The organism is Candidatus Woesearchaeota archaeon, assembly GCA_016192995.1.
GTDB lineage: Archaea > Nanobdellota > Nanobdellia > Woesearchaeales > DSVV01 > JACPTB01.
The window spans coordinates 154,940-178,950 of sequence record JACPTB010000005.1 but is presented as its reverse complement, the minus strand read 5'-3'; the positions used below and the strand labels follow the sequence as shown (position 1 = coordinate 178,950).

The 24,011-nt window shown below is 33.6% G+C and carries 28 protein-coding genes and 1 tRNA gene; 17 read left to right on the top strand and 12 right to left on the bottom strand.

The window, feature by feature from the left end; all coding sequences use genetic code 11:
* The first annotated feature begins 76 nt into the window (after window positions 1–76).
* Both HYY69_04605 and HYY69_04600 read left to right on the top strand, forming a co-directional pair.
* Window positions 77–598, top strand: a complete 522-nt coding sequence (locus HYY69_04605; GenBank protein MBI3032730.1) for a hypothetical protein — start codon at window positions 77–79, stop codon at window positions 596–598.
* A 42-nt stretch (window positions 599–640) separates the two neighbouring features.
* Window positions 641–2,068 (top strand): sigma-54-dependent Fis family transcriptional regulator, encoded by a 1,428-nt coding sequence (locus HYY69_04600; protein MBI3032729.1) that lies wholly within the window; start codon window positions 641–643, stop codon window positions 2,066–2,068.
* Between the two features lie 173 nt (window positions 2,069–2,241).
* Here HYY69_04600 and HYY69_04595 read toward each other — a convergent pair whose 3' ends face one another.
* On the bottom strand, window positions 2,242–3,255 hold the full coding sequence (locus tag HYY69_04595) for a hypothetical protein (GenBank protein ID MBI3032728.1): 1,014 nt from the start codon (window positions 3,253–3,255) through the stop codon (window positions 2,242–2,244).
* A gap of 310 nt (window positions 3,256–3,565) precedes the next feature.
* Between HYY69_04595 and HYY69_04590 the strand changes: the two genes are divergently transcribed.
* The 6 genes from HYY69_04590 (at window position 3,566) to HYY69_04565 (ending at window position 6,980) form a co-directional block, all read left to right on the top strand.
* Complete coding sequence (locus HYY69_04590) at window positions 3,566–4,264, top strand: signal peptidase I (protein ID MBI3032727.1); 699 nt, start codon at window positions 3,566–3,568, stop codon at window positions 4,262–4,264.
* Between the two features lie 38 nt (window positions 4,265–4,302).
* The gene (locus tag HYY69_04585) at window positions 4,303–4,623 is read left to right on the top strand and encodes a transcription factor S (protein ID MBI3032726.1); all 321 of its coding nucleotides are present in this window, start codon (window positions 4,303–4,305) and stop codon (window positions 4,621–4,623) included.
* An 83-nt stretch (window positions 4,624–4,706) separates the two neighbouring features.
* Entirely contained in the window at window positions 4,707–4,952 is a 246-nt protein-coding gene (locus HYY69_04580) for an AbrB/MazE/SpoVT family DNA-binding domain-containing protein (protein ID MBI3032725.1), read from the top strand.
* Window positions 4,952–5,353, top strand: a complete 402-nt coding sequence (locus tag HYY69_04575; protein ID MBI3032724.1) for a type II toxin-antitoxin system VapC family toxin — start codon at window positions 4,952–4,954, stop codon at window positions 5,351–5,353. Before HYY69_04580 ends, HYY69_04575 begins: the two co-directional genes overlap by 1 nt.
* An 80-nt stretch (window positions 5,354–5,433) precedes the next feature.
* A complete protein-coding gene (locus HYY69_04570; protein ID MBI3032723.1) occupies window positions 5,434–6,351 on the top strand; it encodes a stage II sporulation protein M in 918 nt (305 codons plus the stop codon).
* A gap of 5 nt (window positions 6,352–6,356) precedes the next feature.
* Entirely contained in the window at window positions 6,357–6,980 is a 624-nt protein-coding gene (locus tag HYY69_04565) for an endonuclease V (protein ID MBI3032722.1), read from the top strand.
* Here HYY69_04565 and HYY69_04560 read toward each other — a convergent pair.
* Window positions 6,964–7,797: a prepilin peptidase gene (locus HYY69_04560; protein MBI3032721.1), complete on the bottom strand. Its 834-nt coding sequence runs from the start codon at window positions 7,795–7,797 to the stop codon at window positions 6,964–6,966. The two genes, HYY69_04565 and HYY69_04560, sit on opposite strands and share 17 nt — an antisense overlap.
* A gap of 50 nt (window positions 7,798–7,847) precedes the next feature.
* Entirely contained in the window at window positions 7,848–9,305 is a 1,458-nt protein-coding gene (locus HYY69_04555) for a hypothetical protein (GenBank protein ID MBI3032720.1), read from the bottom strand.
* A 35-nt stretch (window positions 9,306–9,340) separates the two neighbouring features.
* On the opposite strand from HYY69_04555, the gene HYY69_04550 reads away from it, so the two are divergent.
* Entirely contained in the window at window positions 9,341–9,538 is a 198-nt protein-coding gene (locus HYY69_04550; protein ID MBI3032719.1) for a hypothetical protein, read from the top strand.
* Here the strand turns inward: HYY69_04550 and HYY69_04545 are convergent.
* From HYY69_04545 to HYY69_04535, 3 genes are all read right to left on the bottom strand, one after another.
* Window positions 9,527–10,570, bottom strand: coding sequence for a hypothetical protein (locus HYY69_04545; protein MBI3032718.1), 1,044 nt, complete (start codon window positions 10,568–10,570; stop codon window positions 9,527–9,529). The genes HYY69_04550 and HYY69_04545 overlap by 12 nt on opposite strands.
* Before the next feature lie 536 nt (window positions 10,571–11,106).
* Window positions 11,107–12,411, bottom strand: a complete 1,305-nt coding sequence (locus HYY69_04540) for a hypothetical protein (protein ID MBI3032717.1) — start codon at window positions 12,409–12,411, stop codon at window positions 11,107–11,109.
* Window positions 12,412–12,645: 234 nt separating this feature from the next.
* A complete protein-coding gene (locus HYY69_04535; GenBank protein ID MBI3032716.1) occupies window positions 12,646–13,467 on the bottom strand; it encodes a hypothetical protein in 822 nt (273 codons plus the stop codon).
* Between the two features lie 375 nt (window positions 13,468–13,842).
* On the opposite strand from HYY69_04535, the gene HYY69_04530 reads away from it, so the two are divergent.
* The 4 genes from HYY69_04530 to HYY69_04515 all read left to right on the top strand — a co-directional run bounded on the left by HYY69_04530 (window position 13,843) and on the right by HYY69_04515 (window position 16,903).
* On the top strand, window positions 13,843–14,346 hold the full coding sequence (locus HYY69_04530) for a hypothetical protein (GenBank protein ID MBI3032715.1): 504 nt from the start codon (window positions 13,843–13,845) through the stop codon (window positions 14,344–14,346).
* The gene (locus tag HYY69_04525) at window positions 14,339–14,680 is read left to right on the top strand and encodes a hypothetical protein (GenBank protein ID MBI3032714.1); all 342 of its coding nucleotides are present in this window, start codon (window positions 14,339–14,341) and stop codon (window positions 14,678–14,680) included. Before HYY69_04530 ends, HYY69_04525 begins: the two co-directional genes overlap by 8 nt.
* A 4-nt stretch (window positions 14,681–14,684) precedes the next feature.
* Window positions 14,685–15,665 carry a hypothetical protein gene (locus HYY69_04520; protein MBI3032713.1) on the top strand — a complete coding sequence of 327 codons (981 nt, stop codon included), beginning with the start codon at window positions 14,685–14,687 and terminating at the stop codon, window positions 15,663–15,665.
* A 68-nt stretch (window positions 15,666–15,733) separates the two neighbouring features.
* The gene (locus HYY69_04515; protein MBI3032712.1) at window positions 15,734–16,903 is read left to right on the top strand and encodes a hypothetical protein; all 1,170 of its coding nucleotides are present in this window, start codon (window positions 15,734–15,736) and stop codon (window positions 16,901–16,903) included.
* Window position 16,904: 1 nt separating this feature from the next.
* Here HYY69_04515 and HYY69_04510 read toward each other — a convergent pair whose 3' ends face one another.
* Window positions 16,905–17,300 carry a type II toxin-antitoxin system VapC family toxin gene (locus HYY69_04510; protein ID MBI3032711.1) on the bottom strand — a complete coding sequence of 132 codons (396 nt, stop codon included), beginning with the start codon at window positions 17,298–17,300 and terminating at the stop codon, window positions 16,905–16,907.
* Window positions 17,297–17,539, bottom strand: coding sequence for a hypothetical protein (locus tag HYY69_04505; GenBank protein MBI3032710.1), 243 nt, complete (start codon window positions 17,537–17,539; stop codon window positions 17,297–17,299). The genes HYY69_04510 and HYY69_04505 overlap by 4 nt, the downstream gene beginning before the upstream one ends.
* A gap of 97 nt (window positions 17,540–17,636) precedes the next feature.
* Here HYY69_04505 and HYY69_04500 point away from each other — a divergent pair, with 97 nt between their 5' ends.
* Together HYY69_04500 and HYY69_04495 are read left to right on the top strand one after the other, a co-directional pair.
* Window positions 17,637–18,377 (top strand): TrmB family transcriptional regulator, encoded by a 741-nt coding sequence (locus HYY69_04500; protein MBI3032709.1) that lies wholly within the window; start codon window positions 17,637–17,639, stop codon window positions 18,375–18,377.
* Between the two features lie 78 nt (window positions 18,378–18,455).
* Window positions 18,456–18,734 carry a DNA-directed RNA polymerase subunit L gene (locus HYY69_04495; GenBank protein ID MBI3032708.1) on the top strand — a complete coding sequence of 93 codons (279 nt, stop codon included), beginning with the start codon at window positions 18,456–18,458 and terminating at the stop codon, window positions 18,732–18,734.
* 5 nt (window positions 18,735–18,739) lie between these two features.
* Here the strand turns inward: HYY69_04495 and uppS are convergent, their stop codons facing one another.
* From uppS to HYY69_04480, 3 genes are all read right to left on the bottom strand, one after another.
* Window positions 18,740–19,438 (bottom strand): di-trans,poly-cis-decaprenylcistransferase, encoded by a 699-nt coding sequence (gene uppS, locus HYY69_04490; GenBank protein ID MBI3032707.1) that lies wholly within the window; start codon window positions 19,436–19,438, stop codon window positions 18,740–18,742.
* Between the two features lie 213 nt (window positions 19,439–19,651).
* On the bottom strand, window positions 19,652–20,824 hold the full coding sequence (locus tag HYY69_04485) for a cation:proton antiporter (GenBank protein ID MBI3032706.1): 1,173 nt from the start codon (window positions 20,822–20,824) through the stop codon (window positions 19,652–19,654).
* An 18-nt stretch (window positions 20,825–20,842) separates the two neighbouring features.
* A complete protein-coding gene (locus tag HYY69_04480; GenBank protein ID MBI3032705.1) occupies window positions 20,843–22,384 on the bottom strand; it encodes an MFS transporter in 1,542 nt (513 codons plus the stop codon).
* Between the two features lie 54 nt (window positions 22,385–22,438).
* On the opposite strand from HYY69_04480, the gene HYY69_04475 reads away from it, so the two are divergent.
* Window positions 22,439–22,547, top strand: a tRNA-Val gene (locus HYY69_04475).
* 43 nt (window positions 22,548–22,590) lie between these two features.
* The gene (locus HYY69_04470; protein ID MBI3032704.1) at window positions 22,591–23,547 is read left to right on the top strand and encodes a calcium/sodium antiporter; all 957 of its coding nucleotides are present in this window, start codon (window positions 22,591–22,593) and stop codon (window positions 23,545–23,547) included.
* 12 nt (window positions 23,548–23,559) lie between these two features.
* Here the strand turns inward: HYY69_04470 and HYY69_04465 are convergent, their stop codons facing one another.
* Window positions 23,560–24,000 carry a hypothetical protein gene (locus HYY69_04465; GenBank protein MBI3032703.1) on the bottom strand — a complete coding sequence of 147 codons (441 nt, stop codon included), beginning with the start codon at window positions 23,998–24,000 and terminating at the stop codon, window positions 23,560–23,562.
* Window positions 24,001–24,011 lie beyond the last annotated feature (11 nt).

The window sequence follows — 24,011 nt, the reverse complement described above, 5'->3', positions numbered from 1 at the left end:
TTAATAAAACCTGAAAGATTTTCACCAGAGCCGTTTGTCGCATAATATTTATAAAAGACAATTTCTTTAAACTATCATGCCCATAACCTTTCCACCTTTCGATCTGCACCTTTTATTCAAAGGTGTTTTTGATTATCAGGATCTTTATAAAAAAGTAAATGACTGGCTGATTTATAGGGGTTATCAGCTTCATGAAATACGTTATGAGCATAAAGACCATGGCAGAGAGCTTCGTATAGATTGGGATGCATGGAAAAAAGTCAATGAAGTAGTTAAGTTTAAACTTCTCGTGCATTATCAAGTTTGGGAAATAGAATATGTTAATGTAACACAACCTGATGGCCAAGTAAAGAAATTAATGAAAGCAAGAATGTATGTCCGTTTAACAAGAAATCTTGATTTTGATTATACTGATAGTTTTGGAAAATCAACCTTAAAAAAACATATGCTGAAATTCTTATATCAAAAGGTCTTCAAAGAATTCTTCGATTCATTATGGGAAGATAATCTCCGGTTTAAAATGTACGAACTGCAGAATGTGGTCAAAGAAGTTCTTGATATGCAGACTAAAGGCAACGAACATTGGGATGTATGGTAGATATTATTAATCTTTATAAAACAAGATAACTTCCTCTTAAAAATGGTTTATTTAGTAGCTGATTATGCAGAGACAGGTTTAGCAATAGGTAGTAATAATGGTCATTTAGTTGGTACAAGTAATCATATTTTAGGGTTAGTAAAAACATTAGAACGAATTGCTAATTTTCCAACGCCTGTTTTAATTACTGGAGAAACTGGAACAGGAAAAGAAGTTGTTGCGAAGGCACTTCATTATAATAGTTTTCGAAGGTATGCACCTTTTGTTACAGTAAACTGTGCAGCTATACCACGAGACTTACTTGAATCAGAATTATTTGGTCATAAGAAAGGATCATTTACTGGTGCTACCAGTGATCGTAGTGGTAAATTTGAAGCTGCAAACACTGGCACGTTGTTTCTTGATGAGATTGGTGATATGTCTCCTGATTTGCAAGCAAAGATTTTAAGAGTTTTAGAAGACAGGAAAGTAACCAGAGTAGGAAGCACTGCAATAACAGAGGTTGATGTTCGTGTTGTTTCAGCAACCAATCACGATTTAGAAGCTTGTATAAAAGAAGGAAGATTTAGGCAAGATTTATTCTATCGGTTAAATACGTATACCCTAGGATTAGCACCTCTTCGAGATAGGAGACAAGATATCTTACCATTGTTGTCATATTTTATCAAACAATATAATGATAGGTATAGTAACCATGGTGTTAGTTTAGAAGGTATTAGTGAAGAAGCTTTAGAACTTCTACAATGTTATTCTTGGCCGGGAAATGTGAGGGAATTGCGATCAGTAGTTGAGCGATTTGCTTTAGATAAACGAAGAGGGATAATTGAAGTAGAAGACATTCCTGATAAATTCAAGAGAACAGTGAAAAGCTCTCGAGCTCAAGGCAATTTACCAAGTTGGTATTCTTTTGGGGTTAAACCATATCTCTTAAGAGATTTATGTGACGATGGTCGTTTTATGCCTGATCGGAGCAATTTGAGAAGAAAAATTGATACTAATCCACAACATTTTAAGACAGAAAGAATAGGTTCTGAAACAAAAGGTATAAAAGTTGTTTATTTAACTCCTTTTAATTTCTATGTACTTTTAGGGAAGATAGACAACGAAGCTCAATTATATGATATAAAAGTAAGATTATTCGATGAAATAATTAATGATGACTTTAATGATCTAATTATTGAACCGTTTGCAATTTATTCTGCAGGAAGATTAAACACTAGATATGGTATTCCTTTTAGTGAAATGTGTAGAACACCGTTAATGGCAAAAGGAATTTATGTAGTTTCAGCGGAAATGACAACTGAAAATGATTATCGAGCAGTTCGAAATAACTGTTTTGCTTTACGATTATCAGATCTTGAGGATTTTATTCCAAGAGATCTTCATAATCGTACTCAAGTAACTACTGAATTAGGAATAGAAATAAGAACAAGATATGCTTGCTTTAAAGAAGGAAATTTCAATGGATAGGTTCTTCTTCGGAGAACTTTGCAAAATTATGGTTACTGCCTATTTTGTGAGCATTTTCGAAATACTTATCGGGCAATTTTCGGAGTTCCAGAGAGAAAATTGCTTTGTCAAGCATATATCTCAATGCGAACTGGCAGTAACCCGAGCTATGCGAGTATTTTGCAAAGTTCTCTTCACTGAACCAGATACCATCTATCATTAATACAAACAACAGAAACTTTATCTTGTTGAGGTTCAAGCACTTGTTCATTTTCGACTTTTACTGGTTGATATGTTTTTGGATCTAAAATTTCAAGAAATGGTTTTTTTCTGGTAATATCTGCTTCAAGAAAATCATCAGAAGCAGCAACAATTTCATATTCTTTGCCGAGATAGTGTTCTTTAACGTATTTATTTGTTTTCAAATCAATCCCTTCAACTGATTTATCCCTAATTGTTTTTATTAATATCAGTTTTCGATTCAAGCTGATAACATCACCAATGTTAAACTGAGGCAATCTTATCAGAAGATTAGTGCGATACACTTCTTTGCTGGTTTGTTTATCTTGCGTAAATAGTTCAGCTGCAACTTTAAGTTCTGCGCCAAATTGATTGCTTACTATTTTTCCCAGGGTGTTAAGATATGCTTTGGAAGTGATATAGAAATCAATGCCATTTTTGACAGGATCCTCCTTAGTGATTTCAACGCCTTTTTTCTCAGCAGTCTTTTTCCTGATAAAATCAGCAGCAGCAGCAAATTGCTTGCTTTTGTCATTGCGCAATTGCAGGACTCCTTGAAAATAGCCGCTCATATTTTTTGAACAATTATCACATCGCGTGTATCTTATTTTAAGAGGATAGTGCATAGTTTCTTCTTTGATTGAGTTGCTAATAGAGGTTTTAATAGTAACTATTACTTTGCCAACTACTTTATTGCCGATTTTAACTTCATGTTTTGGCAGGGTAATAACTGCTTCATATTCCTGGGGTTTTTTATGAAATTTAGTTGAATCATAAAACGCTTTCCGAACAGCTTGTTCTAATTTAAGAGGTGGATGCCATGATTTGCCATACATATAGGCATTGCACGTGCCGCATATTTTAAGATCAAATTTAGTGAATGAAACGATAGCAGTATATTTATCAACATGGCATTTTTCGCATAATACTTCATGTTCAGCCTTTTTACCGCATATAATGCATTTCATAACCGTAAAAAAGCGATGAGTATTTATATAATTAACTTAGTTTTAGGCTCTGGTGAAAATGTATTGCGCAGCAATATACCATCAAAGAAAGTCAAATGTTATCCAACACTTTCTTTGATTCGTATAGTTTTAGCGCCTATTTCGTGAAGCTCTTCTTAGGAGATATCGAGGATTTTTCGGAGTGCCAGAGAGAAAAATCCAATCGAAATCCACTTAAAAAGCTGAACCGGCGCTAAAACCTGAAAGATTTTCACCAGAGCCTTTTAGACCACAAGATTTTAAAACGAAAGGATGAAAGTATCGTAACATAATGGATAAACAAGACCTCAAGCAAAAACTGAAGCAATTCTGGCATTTTGTATGGGAAGATGACAGTGCAGCAAGCTGGATAGTGAATATTATTCTTGCATTTGTTATTATTAGATTTTTATTATATCCAGGATTAAGTTTTGCATTTGGAACATCATTGCCTATTGTAGCTGTTGTTTCTGGAAGTATGGAGCATAAGATTGTAGAGCCGTATTACAATCTGCCTCCAGCTATTTGTGGAAAAAACTTTGAAGAAGAAAAACGGTTGAATTTTGATGCTTACTGGGAATTATGCGGGGGGTGGTATACTTCCAACACAAATATTACCAAAGAACAATTCAAAGCATTTCCGTTTAAGAATGGCTTTAACAAGGCAGATATCATGCTTTTGAAATCAGCTAAAAAACCTGAAAAAGTGCAAATAGGGGATGTTATTGTTTTTCAGTCAAATGCAGCATCGCATCCTATTATCCATCGTGTAGTAAATATAGAAAAGAAAGAAGATGGTTATCATTTTACCACTAAAGGCGATCATAACAGCAAAACTCATGTTGAATTAGGAGAAAATGATATTCATCAACGCAGGTATTTAGGAAAAGCTTTTTTAAGAGTACCCTATCTCGGTTGGATAAAAGTAACTGCAGTTTGTGGTTATAAAAAACTAAAAGGCATGCCATTTATTGCATGTATGAAGTATTAAGTAATAATAGTAAATAAAAATAAGGACGGTTGATACTAATGTTTTGTAAACAATGCGGATCAATATTAATGCCAACAAAGGTCAAAGATAAAACAGTAATGTTCTGTAAAAAATGCGGCGATTCAGGACAGAAAGCTGATATTAAGCTTAAAGATATCGTAAAACATGACCATGTTAAATCTGCTGGTGTTGTTGAAGAAGAAAAAGAAGCTTATCCGCTGATTGAATTCTCTGGCTGTAAAAAATGCGGGCATAAAAGAGCATATTTCTGGACAGTTCAAACACGGGCATCAGACGAGCCTGAAACAAAATTCTACAAATGCGAGAAATGCAAGAGCGTTACCAGGGATTATAGCTGATTTTTTAAATACATACTTTTGATATGATTTTTTCATACCATAAATAGGAAATTTTATATATCAGTTATGTTTTATAGTTGGGTATGATCCAGATACAAACAAAAGTAGGGGCACGGGGGCAAATTGTTATACCTAAACTGATTAGGGAAAGCCTTGGTATCAATGAAGACCAGACGATTTTTTTAGAAGTAGATAAAAAAGTGCTTAAAATAACCTCAGCTCCAGAACGAGATTTAGTAAAGGCATGGGAAGAAATCGCAAAAAAAGAAGGCGGAAATGTGACAAAGAGCTTTGTGTATGGGGATAAATTATATGAAGGGGAGTTTTAATGTTATACCTTGATGCAAATTTCTTTATTTTTGCGCTTTTTGATATAATGAAAAAAGGTCAGAATGCACGTTCACTGCAGAAAGAGATTATTGACGGGAAGAAAACTGCAGTTACCTCTGTTTTAGCATTAGAGGAAGTAATGTGGGTAATAATTAAAAATAAAAAGAAAGCTTTAATTCGTCAAGTAATTCAAGATATTTATGCTATGCCTAATCTCAGCATAAAAGAAGTTTCACCCATAGTTCCTGTTAAAGCATTGGATTTCATGGAGAAATATAATTTAAAACCTCGAGATTCTTTTCATCTTGCAGTTATGGAACTACTTAATGTAACCTTAATAGTAAGTGATGATGTGGATTTTGATAAAGTTAAAAGCATAAAGCGAATAAAGCTAGAATAGAGGAATCATAATTTCTTTTTGTAGAAAATAGTATCATTATGATGAAAAACTATATAAAAAGTGCTTATCATAAACATCATATGGTTTTAGAACAGCTTTTCAAAGCAAATTGGCTTGAAAAAAGACCCCTCTATGCATTTGTTCTCGGTGTTATCTATGCAAGCATAGGTATTATCAGTGCAAGAATAATCTTTCCTAATAGTTCAAGCATAATGTCAGTAGCTTTTACGGCAATATTACTGATTCCTTCTTTAAATAAGCTCTTAAGTGATGAAGAAAATCGGGAAATCCGGGAGAAAAAACTCTCTTTGAGATTGCTTCTCAAAGATCATGCTGACATATTTGAAATCTATTTTTTCATGTTTATGGGTGTTTTTATCATCTTTGCTGGCATTGCCTTGCTTATGCCAGAAATATATACTTATCAAGCATTTTCATCTCAATTGCAGGCGGCTGGCTACACAGGAAAAGCTTTTGGTTTAGATCCATTTATGATAGAGATTTTTATGAATAATCTCTTAGTGTTATTTGTTTGCTTTATCCTATCTTTAGTCTATGGGGCTGGTTCAGTATTGTTTTTAGCATGGAACGCTTCAGTATGGGGAATTGTGTTTGGGGTTGCATTTAAAACACCAGAAACCTTTTTTATTGAAATAATTCCTATTTTGCCGCATTTGATTGGAGAAACAACAGCATACCTTTCAGCAGCAATTGTTGGCGGTGTTATTTCAAAAGCAGTATTAAGGGAAAAGCTTTTTTCAGAAAAATTCAATCATATTGTGACTGATGCTGGTATATTTCTTGCTATGGCAGTTGTGTTAATATTTGGCGCAGCTCTTATTGAAACAAAAGTGCATACCTACAAGGAAATTATTACGACAGCAACGGTTATAATGATCAGTATTGCAGGTTTGGCAGCTTTTTTTATTCGAGAAAAACGCTTCATTTTGAAGGAAGAAAAAATAGTGAAGAAAAAATTAAAAAAAGTATTTGATTAGTAACCATGAATCTAGAAAAATTGCGAAATGAGCAGGATAAACTTGCAGAGAAGTTGCTCTTAGTTGATAATATCGAATGCAGCTCTCTTATTGGTGCAATAGCAACAATGTATAGTGGTGAAATGATCATCACTGCCATTGTCATTTACGATGCAGCAAAAAAAGTAGTTATTGAGAGAGTTTCAGCTTCACAAGAAGCAGCTTTCAAGCATTCTCCTGAATTTATTTGTTTTAGGGAAGGACCAACCGTGATGATGGCATATGAAAAAGTAACAAAAAAACCGGATTTTTTCTTTATAGAAGGCACAGGAATATTGCATCCTCGGAAAATGGGTACTGCTAGTTATATCGGCTTATTAACTGACACTCCAACCATTGGTGTTTCCTCAAAACAACTTTTTGGTCAAAAAACAGGAGATACTGTTGTTGTGCATAAAGAAGTCGTTGCAAAAATCATCCCAACGAAAGAAAAAGCAAAACCCTTGTATGTTTCACAAGGCAATAAAATCAGCTTAAAAACTGCTGTAGAATTAACAAAACAATATTTACAAGGTCATAAATTGCCAGAACCCTTGTACATTGCTTATAAATATGCTGTTAAAATAAAGCATATTAGATCAACGCAATAATAAATGCCACTAAAAATGCAGGTACAAAAGGCATACCATATTTCACTTCTACTTTTTTTATATTTAGTTTCTTAAGTAAAGCTATTTGTTCTTTGCTCACTCCTAAATCTTTAGGTCCTGCAATATATTTTCCCTTAACTTTAATTTCTTTATTAATCCAATCCCCTTCGGTAAGTTGAGAAAGAGGGATTTCTTTAACCATGCCAAGTTCTTCGATGATTTTAATAAATATAATTAAATAAAATGATACTAATAATAAAAGAACTAAGATTAAAACAAGCAGGCGTAAATAGAACGTTAAGGTAAAGGAATAGCCAATCAAGAGCAGGCTTGCGATAACTAAAATTACCTTTGTTCTTTTAATAGTTGATTGATACAAACGCTTCTTTACTTCTTCAAGAAATTGTTTCTTATGCTGGATTCCTATTACTATACCCCAGATTAATCCATAACCTCCCCCAACAATCAGTACTAATCCTATGAAAAAAAAAAGAAAAGGGATGTTAGTTAACCATGTTTTAATGGATGCTTCTAATCCAACCAATGCTCCAATGCCCATCAGCATCTTAGCATCTCCGCCGCCCCATTGTCCTGTATAAAACATAACTGCTCCAAAAATAAACATAATCAAGAAACCAAGTAAACTATTGAGAAGAATATGCCAATCTTTGCTAATAATTGAAAAAACTATTCCTAATCCAACACCGAGAAAAACAAGACCATAATTGATTACATCAGGCACTTCTCGAGATTTAATATCAGTATACGAGCCGATTGCTAACGCAGCTAGTGCAAGAATAATGATAATTAATTCCATACCATACTAATTATGAATGGATTTAAATAATTTTAGATTAACTGTACGTTCTAAGAAACTATCTTGATAATCCCTCTATCAGCATCAACTTCTACAATCATACCATCCTTAAGAACTTTACTGGCTAATTTAGTGCCTATAACACAAGGTTTGTTCATCTCCCGGGCAACTATCGCTGCATGGCAGGTTATACCGCCTTCATCAGTTACAATAGCCAATGCTTTTTGCATGGCTACAATAAATTCAGGTGTTGTCATGCTGGCAACGAGGATAAAATCATGAGTTTCATTCTGTATGTCTGCTGGATTTTTCAAAATTCTTACTCTCGCTTTAGCGTAGCCTGGACTTGCAGACATGCCTTTGATTTCTTTAACGTCATCAAGCTTGCCTTCAATTTCCTGAACTAATTGTTCTGCTTCTTTCCCATACATCAGCTTAATTGGTTTTCCCTTTTCAACAACCATTATATGGAACTTTTTTCGCTTGCTTATCAAGGCGGTAAAATCTGTTTTGGAAAACAATGCTTGTTCATATTCTTCCTCAAGCAAAAATTTGACATCAAGCATGCTTAGCTTCACGCGTTTCCCTAATTCTTCAAACAAAGGATAGCAAAGATAATAGCCTTTATTGAGAACTCCTCGAACATAATCTTTGTAATAAACACATTCCTGGAGGCATTCCATTAAACGCAGAGCTTCTTTGCTGAGTTTAAGATTCTGCAAAAGGACATATTGTTTTTGTTCAATAAGCTCAGATAGTTCCTGCAAGGTGCTTAACGCTTGTCGTGAATGCACTCGATCTTTCTTCACACGGAGCAATCGATGAAAATAATAATCTAAATCATGCGCTGGTTCATCATAATAACCGCATGGAATCCAGCAATAATTATTCCGATGTTTTGTGAGAAGAGCTAATGATGGTTGAGAGAGTTCATTAAGTTCTTCAAAATTCTGCTCTTTATTTAAAATGTTAAATGCAAGTTCTAAAAAAGCTTCCTCTTCTTCTCCATTAAAACTTTGTTTTGGTGTTGAAGTCAAAACCGTTAATGCATTTTTATATTCAGCCTCATCTTTTATTTTTTCTTTCAGTATTTTCTCAAAAGTAAGAACCCCTTGATGAATAATTATTCTAATCCATGCTGCAAATGAAGCAATTTGCGGATGTAAATCAAGGAATTGTTGATAAAAAGTAAAGAGTTCTGTATCTGAAAGTTTTGCTGGATTTGTTAAATTTGTTAAATAAATAGTTTCAGTGAATTTCTTCCACTGTTCTGCTTTTTTATTAAGGTCATGCACCCAGTTTTCGGTAAAAGAGGAGTCTGCTTTAATGGCTTCAACTAATGCAAGTGATTTTTTATCAGCTCCTTCAACATTCCAATAAAAATTGATATTGCCATTCCTGCTGGTATAAGCACATATTCCCGTAAATTCTGCAAAAGAAGGAGCAAATCCTAATCGTTTAATTATATCCATATTTCTCTGAAATTCCCATTTCCAAGTAACCATCATCAAAATAGGAAGAATTTAGATTAAATATAAATGTTATGTGGAAAAAATCGAAAAATATAAAAGTCAGAGAAAAAGCAATTACCTGTTATAAAGAAGGTAAATGCACCATACGAGAAGGAGCTGAAATTGCAGGAGTACGTTATTTTGAATTTTTTGATATATTAGCTAAAGAGAATTTGATTGGAACTGGATCTGAAAATATGGAAATTATATTCAAGAATTTAGAGGATTAATGAAATTATCTTAACCAATCCGTGATTTGCTCTGACTTCAACCATCATGCCATTTTTCAGAATTTTTGTAGCAATTTTTGTTCCGATAACACAGGGAATATTTAATTCACGACTGATAATTGCAGCATGACAAGTTATTCCTCCTTCATCAGTTACTATTGCTGCTGCTTTTTTCATTGCTGGAATAAATTCAGGTCTTGTCATACTTGCTACAAGAATTTCACCTTGCTCAAACAACGCAATATCTTCTTTTGTTTTACAGATTCTTACTTTTCCTATTGCTTTTCCGGTACTTGCGCTTAAACCATGAAGATCTTCAATCTGGTTATGTTGTTTGCGACATTGCTCCATAAAAAAATTATATTCAGTTTCATCAAATACTTTTGTTTTCATCTGTTTATGGTTATCATCATACCAATGAAATAAGATGAAATGATCGACACGCTTTTTTATTGCTGCTTCATCAAAATGGTGCAATAGTTCAAGAGTTATTTCTGGAGGATGTAAACGTTTGAGCAATTCCAGGGGGATTGCAAAAGTATCTGCAATGAGCTTAAGGGTTTTATGCATATAATAAGCTCCAATAAGAATGAATTTTTTTCTGTCATCCTGCCAATGAAGAATTTCAACAGAAAGATCAAGAAGTTGCTTTGCTTCTTGACTTAGTTTTAATTCTTTTAATTTTTGATCCCGCCGAGTTATATTTTCTTTATAACGCTGTATTTCCTGCGTAATTTGTTGTTGTGGATCAGTTTCTTGTAAAATCATTTCCCGTAATTCTTTAACATAATCTAATGGCTTCAGACTTTCAGCATGATAATAATTAAGCTGATAATAAAAATATGTTTCTGCATGCTGCTCTATTTTTTTCTTCAAAGTTTCAGGAAGTAAAACAAATATTTCTTCTGTTTTTTTAGTTTTAAACAATGAGAGAATCTCATTATTATTAACAATTATATTAAGAATTTTCAAGAGATCAATATGTTCTTCGGTAATAAATGAAGGTCGTATTGGCTGGCTTAATTCATTCATTATTTTTGCAGCGTGTTTTGTATCATTAAGTTGAAGTTCTTTGATTAATAGGCTGAGTATTTCTTTTTCCAAAACATAGGTAATGCCTTCAATAATATGAGCGACTGATAACGCATTATGGTATGCTTCAAAAGCTTGATGATGCAGTCTGATAATATCTTCTTTTGACCATTTTGATGTATTTCTATCATGTAACAAAAGCTGTTGTTTAATTTCTTGATATACTTTTGATGATTGTTCATTGAATTCCTTATCTTTGCCAAGAAGACTAGTAAAATAATTTTCATTTTGACGATAGCGCTTCATGAATTCAGCGCCGATATCTTGAAAATCCTTTTCAAGATAGTGGAATTCAAGATAATCTTTTTTAAAAGCAAGAAGAATCTGTGTATACCCATAACCTAATACTTTATGCATGTCCTCTATTCCGGACATTCCTGCAAGAGAAATATAATTAGCGCAGGCATTAAATCCCTGTATGCTCCATTTCTGATGAGCTAATTCTCGGATATTTATATTCATAATATCAATCGTGATTAATTTAATATCTTAACTATGCCATTATTCGCATCAACTTCAATCATCATACCATCTTTTAACACTTCAGTTGCAATCTTTGTGCCGATAATGCAGGGAATATTAATCTCCCTGCTGACAATTGCTGCATGACAGGTAATTCCGCCCTCGTTAGTAACAATGGCTGCTGCTTTTTTCATGCCAGTAATATAATCTGGTCTTGTCATAACTGCTACAAGAATATCTCCTTTTTCAATTTTGTGAACTTCTGTTGCGCTTTTAACAATTTTAACCATACCGTTAACTTTTCCTGAATTAGCGCAGAGCCCTTTAAATGAGGTAATTTTGGAGTAATCTTGTTTTTTAAGAATAATATTTTTTAATTCTTCAAGTTGTTTTTTATCAGTAATACATTCAAATTGATCTGGATTCCAATAATATGCGCATTCTTTAATTCTTGCATTAAGTTGATCGTGTGTGTAATGCGTTTTTCCTTCCAGCATTGATAAAATTTCTGGAGGAGTTGTATACTTTAATTGATGAAGGGTAAATCCTTTTCGCTTTGCAATCTCTTCCAAAAGCTTGCATCCATAATGAATATACCAATACGTCGATTTTTTTCGTTCATCCTGCCACCAAGTAAAGTCATCTGATATGGTAAGCAAACTAATAATGTAAGGTGATAACGGTAGTTCTTTAATTAATTTAGTTTTTGCTTCTTTATTTTTTATTGGCGTTCTTTCAAGCTTATCAATGTGCTGTTGTAAATCTTCCTTTGTCTTGTGGTCGTTCAATAGATGGTTAATCTCTTTTTCAAAATAAGCTTGATCTAAATAATGCGCTTGAACATAATTATTTTTACTCCAGAAATAGCGCTCTTGATGATCTTTAAGGCAATCAGCATATTGTTGATGGTCTTTTTTAAGAAATGCTATTTTTAACAAGCTTACTTCAGCTTCATTGATAAAAGATTGTTTTGTTGGCGCTGTTAAGATAGGAAAGAGTTTAGTGAATTCTTTTTCTCTGCCTTTAATCTTAAGAAAATCTTGAATCTGCTCTGCAACAAAAGTATCTGAACCTAGTGCAAAACCGTCTATAATTGAACTTGAGGTTTCTCGCTTTATTGTTTGCTGGCAGAATATTTTGAATAACTCAAACAATTCTTTGTCTGACAATATATTCACCTCAAGGCGATCTATGCTCTTACAAATCTCATAAAATTTGTTGTCATCTTCATACCATGCTGCAATTAATTGTTTGCTTAAATAAGGATTTTGCTGCAATTCTTCGAGCATTTCTTTGGCAATTTTATTGATAGAAAGCATGTCGATATACCAATCTGCCCGATCATTATGGTAAAAGCATACCTTATGCTGAAATATCCAACCATGTTTTCGCTGTTCATTAGTTGATTCTGCTTCTGAAATAACATGGAGGAAAAAAGGACAGCCATCAAAACGCTGATGATACCACTGAATGTTATTAATATTTCTTTTATTTTTTTCCAATGAGCCTTGAGTGTATTCCATGTTATTATCATTGTTGTTGAAGTTTTCTAATTATAACGATTGAAGATTCACTCTCTCAACTACTGAAGCATATGTTTCTGGATGGTGACCTAGTTGTTGTGCAGCAAGCATCGCTGCTTTAAGATTTGCAGGTTTATCTTCATAAATCCTCACTATTGGTGTTTGCGCTGTAATCCCAGCATTGACATACGCTGTTAACCATGTTTGTGGATCTGATTTTGAAAGTGGTTGTTGATATTCTGGAAGCGTCAGTGTTGTTCCATCTCGCATCAGGTTTCTATTTGGACGAACTGCATTGACAACAATTAATCTTCCAGATTGAACAAATTCTCCATATACTCTATCACCTAACAAGTATCTGACTATTGCTGAAGATTGTTCTGTTTTTGAAGAAGAAATAACTGCAACGCAGCCAAGATGACGAGTTCCATCAACTGCACGATCTTCTAATGCATGCTGATAAACTTCTTTGGCGCCAGCTATGGGAACAACAAAGGTTGCATTGGCAGCATGTAAATTAATTTTATCTCTTCTTCCAGTTTCTAACGCAGTTAATTGTTCTAAACCAGAAAGAACAAAATGTGATTCTGCTTCTAATTCATCATCAGGTGTTAAGTCACCGATCTCTTTGTTATGCATCTTTGCCCATTCTTGATATTGATCTTGAACAGCTAACTGAGATTTCCCTAATGCAAGCCTAAATCCTGGACTATTATGGGGATCAATCATTTGTCCTTTTGAAATAACCTTGCCTGTATACCAAGGAACATAAGAAGCACGCACATAAACAACACTAGTATTATGTATATCAAAAATAGTCCAAACTTTTCTTACTGCAGTTGCTTGCCCCATAGTTACTCCTGATTGATAAAGTCAATCACCTGTATTTAAATAGATGTTGTATATATACATACAACTAAGGAGAGTTATTCAACTATGCACTTAAGAATGTCAATGCAACCACAATACTATGATAAGCACCATGAGTACAACCCACCAAATAGTACTATAAGATAGTGTGGTTTGTGGTGGAGTTGGCTTATTTTGTTCATAATGCATAACATATGACGCTTGTTCCATAATAATCACCAATCCTTATGGAAGGGAGAGAATTATTTAATAAATTGTAGTATTGTTATATACAACAATATTTTAAGAAGAATTGTGTACTAAGATCCTGCATTTAAGAGAAAGATTTAAATATTTAACAATATTAAATAATGTTAAATGGAACAAATCATAGTTGACTCATGCACTATTATCTTATTAGCAAAAGCAACAGTACTAGAGACATTCGTTGAAAACTACTATGTTTATATTACTCAAGCAATATACGATGAAGTAATGATGGGTAAAGTTAAAAAACGCTATGATGCATTATTATTTGAAAAATTATACCACCAGGGAAAAGTGACTATTATCGATTATAAAAAAAGGATCATGGTTAAACTTAAATATGACTTTAACATGGATAATGGAGAAGCATCTATTTTAGCAGTTGCAATTGATAAAAAAGAATTTGCTCTTGCAACAGATAGTAAACAAGCTCGAAAATGTGCTGTACTTTATAGTTTACCTATGTTTAGCAGTTTTTCAATTATCACTCACCTTTATAAAAGCAAAAAGATTACCTTGAAAAAAGCATTGGGGAGCATTTCAGTCTTAAAAAAAGAAGGATGGTTTAACCATTATCTGATTGAAAAAATAAAGGAGGATTTACAGCATGACTAAAGTAATATTTTTAGGCGCACGATTAGAACAAGATATAGTTGAGATGGTGGAAAAAACAGCTCATGAAGAACAGGTAGATAAAACAAGAGCATTAAAAGAGTTGATACAGCTTGGAAGAAAACAATATCTTCTAAAAAAATATTTAGATATGTACAAGGATGGAAAATGCTCATTAGATTACGCTGCAAATAAAGTAGGATTGACTGTTGGTGAAATAATGGAAGAAGCTGCAAAAGAAGGTATAGACTCTAGTGAAACAATAGAAGAATACAAACAAGGTTTGCAAGTTCTTTTACAAGTAAAAAAGAGACATGATAAATGTATACTTAGGTGATTCCATGAAAGACATTGTTGCTTTAATGTTTGCAAAGGCAAAAAAGAAAAAAGCCAAAATTGTGGTTTGCGAAGGATGGGATGAACGTGTTCTTGAAGCTGCCCATAATTTAGTTAAAAATAATGTCTGTTCATTAGTATTATTAGGAACTCCTGATCAAATTAAAAAAAAATCCAAAGAAAAAGGCTTTGACCTTGGAAAAACAGAGATTATCGATTATAAACATTCTCCGCTTAAAAAAGAATTTATCCAAAAGCTGTATCTATTAAGACAGCATAAAGGCATGACATTGGAAGAAGCTGCGCAGCTTTTGGAAGATGAAAATTATTTTGGCTGCATGTATGCCTACTGCGGCTATGCTGACGCTGTTGCAGGATCCTGTATTTGTTCAACAGCTGCATTAATGAGTCCAGTTATGAGAATCCTCAGAAAAAAAGATGCTTTAGTCAGTGAAGTTTCTTTTATGAAGGATAATAAAAATGATCGTGTTTTATTTATTACTGACTGCAGCTTAAATCCAAATCCAACGGTTGAAGAATTAGCTGTTATTGCTGAAAATGGAGCAAAGATTGCTGAGATGTTTGACTTTGAACCAAAAGTTGCCTTGCTTTCCTTTTCAACCTATGGCAGTGGAGGAGCAGATAAGCCAGAAGTTAAGTTTGTCAAAGATGCTGTTGCCTTGGTCAAAAGCAGGAACAAGTTTTTAGTCGACGGAGAAATGCAGGGTGATGCTGCGGTCAATCCAAAATCTGCTGCAAGAAAATGTCCAACATCACCGTTAAAAGGAGAGGCAAATGTATTAGTATTTCCTAATTTGCAGGTTGCGAATATAGTTGTGCACTTATTGATACAATTAAGCACCTGTGAAATGATTGGCACTATATTAAGCGGATTGCAGAAACCAGTGAGTATTTTAGGGAGAAGTGCAACAGCAAAAATGATCGAAGAGCATATTGCATGCTGCGCAATGCAGGTACAGAAATAATTACGATAATAATAATAATAATAATAAAATTTTTCGAAGAAAAAGACATATCCTGAGAGGTGTTTATCTTGGACGTGACATTCACTATGATCAGCTTTACCGTAGTTACTTTTCTCTCTTTATTTCTTATATCATTATTTCAGAAAAACTCATCTGGAAAAAAAGCTGAAGAACAATTAGATAAAATTGTCCAAGAAGCAATGGCAAATCCAGGTGAAAATAAAGAAGGACAAGCTGATGCAGCAGATTATGAAATTCGAAAGAGAAATCTTGAAGCTCGTGGAGCATTGTCGCCAAAATATACTGGATGGCGTGTTGGTCAAATTAAGAAACAAGAGGAAGATATTACCAACAGAATGCCTGAAGAGATAAAAGGATGGGATAAATGGAAAAATAGATTTAGAAATTTAACAAGAAATGTTCCGAGAAATATGTATGAAAACACAGTTGGAAATGTTTTATCCGGCGTTGAAAACTGGAGAACTAAGCGTGATTTAAAAAAAAATCCGAATAAAGAGATACTGCATCTTGGACATGGTTATTTTCAGAATCGAGGCTCAATGAGACAATTAGCGCGGCAAGCGCGAAAAAGAGGCTATGCCCCTCATCTTATTAAATTTAACCATGAACATGAAACTCGAGACCAAAATAGGGATAAATTTTATCAGCAAGTTGACACGTTATACAAAAAAACAGGATTAACAGGAAAACAAAGAGAGAACAGAGATCATTTTCTGGGTCATAGCGAAGGAGCCAATGTTGCAATCTATGCAGCGCAGGATCCACGAAGAAAGCAGTATGGGATTGGAAAATTCTATGCTGTCGAACCAAGTCCTTCTGGTATGGAGCTTTCAAATCTTGATCAGAAAGCTGCAGAGTATGTTGCCAAAGCAGCTGGTGTAAAACTGGATAAAGATGATGTAACAAGCCCTAAAGCAAGAAGAGATATTATCAAACTTTACGCCACACAGCCTTATGGAGATGCAGAAGTTCATGTCATTGCAGGAGAAAAATCTGGATTAGTACCTCCTAAAAAAACTGTTTATCAGCATGCAAACACACATAACATACTTCATCATAAAGACGCCACACACTTTGGAGATTCAGGACAGCATAAAGTCATTAATGAGATGATGCTTGATGTTGTTGATGGATCTAAAAAGATACGTAAACATCCTGAATCAAATTATGGCCGCATTGAAAAACAGTATGAGCAACAATATAGAAAAGCTGCATAAACTAATTTAATATAATCTTTCTTATCTCAGTTATATTATTAAAATCTTTATCTTTAGTAACAAGAATTAAGCCATTCTCAATTGCTAATGCCGCAATAAGCGAATCAGAAAGTGATAATGGAATCCCTTTTTGATCATATTTATATTTTAATTCAGCAAGTATTGGGGCAGTTTTTGTTGATGTCTGCAATACGGTGAATTGTTTAACAAACTCTAAACATTTCTGCTGATTTGTTTTATTTTTCTCTTTTGATCCAAGAAGGATTTCAAATAACGTAATAAACGCAATCTTTGGAGTGTCAGGATAATTCTTGCATAATTCAGATAATCTTTCTAATGTTGATTTTCTTTTTCTTTCTAAATCAATAAGTATTGATGTATCCAGTATAAGTGTCATACTCTAAAACCATATTCTTTTCTTACTTTTAATAATTTCTTCTCCATAGTATCAGCTTCTTTATCAGAGATGAGTTTTTCACCATTGAGGATATTTTCCCATACATTTTCAGTTTTCTTTTCATAAATGTCAACCATAGCATGTATCAATTTCCCCATAGGTGTTCTATTTTTTATTGATAACTTTCTCAATCTATACCACGTTTCTTCATCAACATCTTTAATAGTTTTAATTGCCATAATGGTATTAAAGTAATACTAGTATTTAAATATTACTAAATGGTAGTAGTATACTTCAATACAAAACTTTAAATAAAACAATTATTCTAATAATGTTATGTTGTCAAAAGAAGAAATCACGCAATTATTGCTTGAGATTGGTTTTAGCATTAATGAGGCAAAAGTATATCTGGGATTATTAAAATTGGGTTCTGGCAGTGTCAGTGATCTGGCAAAGAAAGTAGACGTCCATAGAGTTAATATTTACGATGCTTTGGAGCGATTGCGGGAAAAAGGATTAGTAAGCAATGTCACAAGAAAAGAAAAAAATATATTTCAAGCAGCATCACCCGAATCATTGCAGGATATTATTCAGAAAAAACAGGAAAAGCTTGATCTTATCAACAAGCATCTGCCTGAATTAATGAAACAATATAATGCTGCTGAAGAAAAACAGACGGTAACCTATTACAAAGGGAGGCAGGGTGTTATTAATGCTCTGACAAAATTCTTTGCCAACAAAAAACCAATTTATTGCTTTGGCAGCACTGGTTCAACAAGAAAATATTTACAACATCATTTTGAAAAATTCAGAAGGTATATCGTTGGAAACAATATACCTAACAAAATGATTTATCATGAAGGCAAACGAGGATCAGATGTTGGGTTTAGCAATGGTGAAGTACGATTTGTTCCTGATAAATATGCCAGTCCTGTTGTTATTGATATTAATGAAGCTTATGTTTTGATGATCCATGTAGAAGATGATGATATTGAAGCGATTATGATTGAAAACAAGCAGATAGCATTTGCGTATATGCAGTATTTCAACTTCTTTTGGAAGATGGCAAAGCCTTAGCTAGTACTTTCACCACTTGATTATGGCAATTCTAATAGTAATAATAACATTTATAAATAAACCCAAAAATGTATAGTTATGGAAGTTAAAGTATTAGAGAATACCAAACACAAACTTGTTGTTGATTTTCCTGGTGCAGAAACACATACCTTATTTAATCTTCTAGCGCATCAATTACGTGATGATAAAGAAGTTAAAGTAGGAGGATACTATATTGAGCATCCTTTACTCAATGTTCCTCGTTTAGTGGTTGAGACTAAAGGAAAATCACCAGTTAAAGCAGTTGAAGATTCACTTAAAGCCATTCATAAATTAAATGATACGTTCTTAAAAGCTGTTGAAAAAGCAATTAAATAAAAAACTTATTTCCCGAATCTTCTTTCTCGTTCTGTGAACTTCTTAATGATTGAAGTAAATTCCTGTTTTGAAAATTCCGGCCAGAAACTGTCAATAAAAAAGAGTTCAGTATAACTGCACTGCCATAATAAGAAATTAGAAAGCCGTTTTTCTCCTCCAGTGCGAATTAAAATATCAGGTGCATGAGAAAGATATAAAGCAGGGTTAATGGTCTCTTCTGTAATTTGTTCTGAAGAAAGAGTTTTGTTTTCAACCTTTTTCGCTAATGCTTGGAATGCATCAACAAGTTCCTCTCGACTTCCATAACCCATAGCAAAATTAAGAATATGTTGAGAATAGTTTTTTGTTTTCTCTTCCACTTGATTCATTTTTTCCTGGATGTCGCTTGGAAATAATTGCTTTCTTCCGATAATATTTACTTTAATTTTATCTTCATCAAAGATTTTATCTTTGAAAAACGCATCAAAATATTCTCTAAACAAATTCATTAAGTAATCTACTTCGTCTTTTATTCTTGAAAAGTTTTGTATAGAAAAAGTGTACAAAGTTAGCTCTTTGATGTTGTATTCCTTGCACCATGCAAGAACTTCTTTCAGTTTTTCAGCGCCTTTACGATGGCCTTCAAGTAATAAAAGTTTATTCTTCTTAGCATATCTTCGATTGCCATCCATAATAATAGCAATATGTTTTGGCATTAAAGTCATTATGTAATCGAATAGGATATAATTTATAAAAGTTTGTACTACTACGGCTCTGTCCCAAATGTAGTTTTTGGTGCCATGCTTGTGATTATCCTACAAATAAATAATCGAGAAAAAAGGGAATTCCAATGGGAATTTTTTCGTTCTTATCAACAAGTGGGATAATCACGGCACCAAAACCGAGGCGTTAGCCGAGATTTGGGACAGAGCCTACTACTACTTTAAAATATTCCTATTTTGCTGAACAGTTTTCTTTAATATAATAGGGAATATCAGTGTGGTAAATATGGTCATGGCAACAATGGCAGAATAAATCTTTATAGAAATAATGCCGCTCGAACGGGCAATTTCTGCAATAATTAATTCCACTGCGCCGCGGGAATTCATTCCCCAACCAATAAGATGTGTTTGCTTTAAAGAAAGATCAGTCAATGGTGTAACTGCCATGGCGCCAAGCACTTTTCCGATAGTGGCAACAAGAATAACTAAGATAACAAACCAGCTATTTTGAAGAATTGCTGTATAATCAAAATGCAACCCTATATTTAAGAAGAAGAATGGAATTACTAACGCAAAGGTAAGTATTTTTAATTCATTAACAATGGTGTGCTCTTCTTTTTTATCTTTATCTGCAATTTGGATGATAATTCCTGCAATAAATGCACCTATAATAGGACCTAAACCAAATTGTTCTGAAACCAAGGCAATAATTAATCCAATAACCAATACCGTTGAAAATACCGCAACAGGGTTATGTTCTTTATGAATTAAGCGCAAGAGCTTAGGAAGGTAAAGGTACGTGGCTACTACTATAACTATAAAAAATATCAGCTTTAAAGGAAAAACACTTACCTCCTGAGCAGTGCCATTTGCTAACAACAATACTAAGGCAAGGAAACCAATTTCAAAAATATCATCAAGGATTCCTGCTTCAACCATAATAGTTCCAACTCTTGTACGCAATGCTTTCATCTCCAGCAGGACAATTAATTTTGTGCCTTCTGCAGTTAATGCAAGCGATGCTCCGACAACAACAGCGATAATATTTGAGAATCCTAATAGTTTCATGAGAACAACGCCAAGAAGAAAAGGCAATAACGCGCAAGAAACAGCTATGATTACTGAATCTTTTTCTGATTTTTTGAATTTTTTTAAGTCAATTTCCATCCCAGCAAGAAGGAGCAAAAACACAATTCCCATATCTGACAGAAATTTGATGTCTAAAAGGAAATCCTGCGTTAAAAAAGCTTTGAACAAGGGAAATGAAAATAATATCCCTGTTACTAACTGCCCTATAACACGCGGATATTTCAAGCGATAAAAAAGTTCAGACATAATTAAAGAAACTGTTAGGACAATAACAATAAGGGTAAGTGAGGATTGAGGCATATTGTTTTTTGGAAGTTATTATTTATAAATCTTTAGCGCAGGATTTAAAGGAGGGTTGTCTTTTAGTTTGATAGTTACATTATCTTTTATTTTTATTCCACTATCATCATCACTTTTCGTTTTTTTAACCAATTTAGTTACTTTATCTACGTGTCTCACTGCTTTAAAAATAAGTCCTGAGATTGGGCGTACTGCAACCAATTCTACGAATAATTCATGATCTTTTTTTCCATCAGATGTTTGATGCAATTCTCTAAACATAGGCAAGTATATAACAATCGCTATAACCCTTAGCGCTGCAGAAATAAGGAAAACTAACTGCAGGTTTGAAGCTTGAAAACTGAGAGGAGGGAGGTAATTTGCCAAGAAACCGCCTAATATTGAACCAACAAATACCATCCCATTTCGCATGCTATTAGCATAGGCAACACCTCGAGATCTGATTTTTGGTGAGATGGAGTCATAAATATAATTTGATTCTGCTAGTTGGAATCCTGCCCATGAAATACCGCTTAGAATCTGAATGCCAATAATCAGATACCAATTTGAGGTAAATGCCCATCCTAATGGTATCAACGGAATCAACCAGCTTGTAATTCCTGCAATCCGTTTATGGCCATATTTATCACTATATTTTCCCCAATAATGCATCGACATGAACGAAGCTATAGTTGACGCTGCGGTAATAAGGGTATATTGAAGGTAAGAAAATCCTAAATCTCTCAAAATAAACGCTGAGAAAAAAGGAGAAGCTATGTTTACGGTAAATCTCAGAAAAGAAGTAGCAACGACAAATTTCCCGTAATTAGTTTCCTTTAAGCTTTTAATAAATTGCCTGACCGTAAAATGCTTTTGTTCTTCAGGAGCAAATGTTGGTTCAATAATTTTTTTCATGTAATAGTATGAAAAAAGCCTTGCTATGCATGCTACGGTAAACAAAATGCCAAACCCTATCCATACATTGATATCTTCAAATATAAATAAAATAATACCTCCGATAATCTCAGCAACAAATGCTACGCCTCCAATCACTTTATTTCTCAATCCAAAATATCTGCCGCGAAAATCACTTGAAACAATATCAGTCATCATACTGCTCCAAATAGATTGATGCAATGCTCCAAGAAGATTAAAAAGAATAAGAAACGTTATCAAGAACATAAAACTATATTCTTTGAAGATTAAAGGAAGTACAAATAAGGGCAGCCAAGTGAATGCTTGAAGAAAAACCGTTATGACAATTATTTTTTTTCTGCTATGAAAGTATTCTGCAAGTTTTATCCCTAAGTGTTGAAAAGAGTTTGTAAGCAACCCAGGCAATGAATTAAGCAATGATAATTGAGTATTTGATGCTTGGAGAGCAATGGCAAATGCAGAAACATAGTTCTGTCCAAAGCTGCTCATAACTGAAAACGCAGATCCTTCTTTAATTGCATTATTCATGCTTTCTTTGTTCAGCTTTTCTTGAATTCTTTGATTAGCAAGCTTGATTTTAGCCTTGGTATCTTGATCAGGCTTCTGTACTTCACCAGATTTCTGTAGATCGTAATCTTCTTCCATATGCTTTTTGATATAATAAAATATTTAAAACATTTCCTATTTTTACCTGAACAAGGGCTCATGGTCTAGCGGCTATGACATCTCGTTGACGTATTAATAAGGTTTTAATCTCTTTATTAACTCAAATTCGAGAAGATCGCCAGTTCAAATCTGGCTGGGCCCAGTTATTTCATTAATTTTATAAATACTTAATTTAAAAAGAAGCTATGCTTGAATATTTCCTTTTTATCATTGGTTTTGTATTTCTCGTCAAAGGAGCTGATCTATTAGTTGATGGATCTGCAGCTTTGGCAGAGAAGTTTGGTGTTTCAAGTTTAGTCATTGGGTTAACAATTGTAGCATTCGGCACCTCTGCGCCTGAACTTATTGTTAATGTTATTGCTGCTCTCAATGGAGCATCTGATATTGCATTAGGAAATATTATTGGAAGTAATGTTGTTAATATTCTTATAGGGTTAGGACTCGCGAGCATAATTACCGAAATCCGTGTAAAACATACGTTAACTTGGAGGGAAATTCCGTTTGGTATATTATCATGTTTAGTTCTTCTCGTGTTATCTAACAAATATCTTATTTTAGGTAAACCACTGTTTACTCTGCATAGAGTAGATGGAATCATCTTTTTACTATTCTTTTCAATATTCCTCTATTATTTGTATTATTCTTCAAAGCTTGAAAGAAATAAAGACAACAGCGACATTAAAATATTGTCTAATTTAAAAATGACAGCTTATATTATTCTTGGCTTTGCAGGATTATTGTATGGCGGAGAATTAGTAGTAAAAAGTGCAGTTTCCATTGCCAAAGTACTTGGGATTAGTGAGTTTCTCATATCTGCAACTATTATTGCTGTTGGCACTTCTTTGCCTGAATTAGTAACCAGTATTGTTGCAATGTTTAAAAAAAATGCTGATCTTGCCCTCGGCACCATTATAGGAAGCAATATATTTAATGTATTCTTTATTCTTGGGATAACTGCATTAATCGCGCCAATTAATGTTCCTTCATTTGTCAACTTTGATTTAATCATGCTTTTAATAACAACGTTGTTGTTGTTTATATTCATGTTTATGGGAGAAAAACATCGCTTAGAAAGATGGCAGGGTATTTGTTTTGTTCTGATGTATATTATTTATATTTATATTATTGTAATGCGGGGATGAATCCTCGCATCTCTAACAAGTCTTATCCTTCACCTTACTTCCTACAATCATTGCAGCACCGATAAGAACAATATTTTTTACAATATATTGCCCATGAATAGTTAAAGCAAAAGGATTATTGTTTTGGTAAACAATCTCTGGAAGTAATATTAATGGCAAGAATGTGCCTGCCATTTGTACAGCCATTAATAACAATCCTAATCTGTTCAACGGTTTGAAAAGAAGGCAAAGTCCGATAACAACTTCCCACCATCCAAGAAATGGGACAAACCATATTGGATCAAACCAATACACTGTTTGAGTAACTAATTCATCTGCTGGGGATAGATGAATCACTTTTAATAATCCAAACCAGATAAAGATAATGGCTAAAGCATAGCGTAAAAAACGTGGTCCGTAGCATTTTAACCATGAAATTATAGTTATATCCAGTCTTTTAAAAGTAGCATCCATTATTGACCTCA

What these genes read in the sequence shown, in the direction of transcription:
- HYY69_04560 (MBI3032721.1), bottom strand. Translation starts at nt 7,797, where the DNA reads ATGGAATTAATTATCATTATTCTTGCACTAGCTGCGTTAGCAATCGGC.
- HYY69_04605 (MBI3032730.1), top strand. Translation starts at nt 77, where the DNA reads ATGCCCATAACCTTTCCACCTTTCGATCTGCACCTTTTATTCAAAGGT.
- HYY69_04480 (MBI3032705.1), bottom strand. Translation starts at nt 22,384, where the DNA reads ATGGAAGAAGATTACGATCTACAGAAATCTGGTGAAGTACAGAAGCCT.
- HYY69_04510 (MBI3032711.1), bottom strand. Translation starts at nt 17,300, where the DNA reads ATGACACTTATACTGGATACATCAATACTTATTGATTTAGAAAGAAAA.
- HYY69_04545 (MBI3032718.1), bottom strand. Translation starts at nt 10,570, where the DNA reads ATGAATGAATTAAGCCAGCCAATACGACCTTCATTTATTACCGAAGAA.
- HYY69_04465 (MBI3032703.1), bottom strand. Translation starts at nt 24,000, where the DNA reads ATGGATGCTACTTTTAAAAGACTGGATATAACTATAATTTCATGGTTA.
- HYY69_04485 (MBI3032706.1), bottom strand. Translation starts at nt 20,824, where the DNA reads ATGCCTCAATCCTCACTTACCCTTATTGTTATTGTCCTAACAGTTTCT.
- HYY69_04565 (MBI3032722.1), top strand. Translation starts at nt 6,357, where the DNA reads ATGAATCTAGAAAAATTGCGAAATGAGCAGGATAAACTTGCAGAGAAG.
- HYY69_04540 (MBI3032717.1), bottom strand. Translation starts at nt 12,411, where the DNA reads ATGCTTTCTATCAATAAAATTGCCAAAGAAATGCTCGAAGAATTGCAG.
- uppS (MBI3032707.1), bottom strand. Translation starts at nt 19,438, where the DNA reads ATGACTTTAATGCCAAAACATATTGCTATTATTATGGATGGCAATCGA.
- HYY69_04590 (MBI3032727.1), top strand. Translation starts at nt 3,566, where the DNA reads ATGGATAAACAAGACCTCAAGCAAAAACTGAAGCAATTCTGGCATTTT.
- HYY69_04535 (MBI3032716.1), bottom strand. Translation starts at nt 13,467, where the DNA reads ATGGGGCAAGCAACTGCAGTAAGAAAAGTTTGGACTATTTTTGATATA.
- HYY69_04530 (MBI3032715.1), top strand. Translation starts at nt 13,843, where the DNA reads ATGGAACAAATCATAGTTGACTCATGCACTATTATCTTATTAGCAAAA.
- HYY69_04525 (MBI3032714.1), top strand. Translation starts at nt 14,339, where the DNA reads ATGACTAAAGTAATATTTTTAGGCGCACGATTAGAACAAGATATAGTT.
- HYY69_04595 (MBI3032728.1), bottom strand. Translation starts at nt 3,255, where the DNA reads ATGAAATGCATTATATGCGGTAAAAAGGCTGAACATGAAGTATTATGC.
- HYY69_04500 (MBI3032709.1), top strand. Translation starts at nt 17,637, where the DNA reads ATGTTGTCAAAAGAAGAAATCACGCAATTATTGCTTGAGATTGGTTTT.
- HYY69_04505 (MBI3032710.1), bottom strand. Translation starts at nt 17,539, where the DNA reads ATGGCAATTAAAACTATTAAAGATGTTGATGAAGAAACGTGGTATAGA.
- HYY69_04470 (MBI3032704.1), top strand. Translation starts at nt 22,591, where the DNA reads ATGCTTGAATATTTCCTTTTTATCATTGGTTTTGTATTTCTCGTCAAA.
- HYY69_04520 (MBI3032713.1), top strand. Translation starts at nt 14,685, where the DNA reads ATGAAAGACATTGTTGCTTTAATGTTTGCAAAGGCAAAAAAGAAAAAA.
- HYY69_04580 (MBI3032725.1), top strand. Translation starts at nt 4,707, where the DNA reads ATGATCCAGATACAAACAAAAGTAGGGGCACGGGGGCAAATTGTTATA.
- HYY69_04570 (MBI3032723.1), top strand. Translation starts at nt 5,434, where the DNA reads ATGGTTTTAGAACAGCTTTTCAAAGCAAATTGGCTTGAAAAAAGACCC.
- HYY69_04495 (MBI3032708.1), top strand. Translation starts at nt 18,456, where the DNA reads ATGGAAGTTAAAGTATTAGAGAATACCAAACACAAACTTGTTGTTGAT.
- HYY69_04585 (MBI3032726.1), top strand. Translation starts at nt 4,303, where the DNA reads ATGTTTTGTAAACAATGCGGATCAATATTAATGCCAACAAAGGTCAAA.
- HYY69_04550 (MBI3032719.1), top strand. Translation starts at nt 9,341, where the DNA reads ATGTGGAAAAAATCGAAAAATATAAAAGTCAGAGAAAAAGCAATTACC.
- HYY69_04555 (MBI3032720.1), bottom strand. Translation starts at nt 9,305, where the DNA reads ATGATGGTTACTTGGAAATGGGAATTTCAGAGAAATATGGATATAATT.
- HYY69_04575 (MBI3032724.1), top strand. Translation starts at nt 4,952, where the DNA reads ATGTTATACCTTGATGCAAATTTCTTTATTTTTGCGCTTTTTGATATA.
- HYY69_04600 (MBI3032729.1), top strand. Translation starts at nt 641, where the DNA reads ATGGTTTATTTAGTAGCTGATTATGCAGAGACAGGTTTAGCAATAGGT.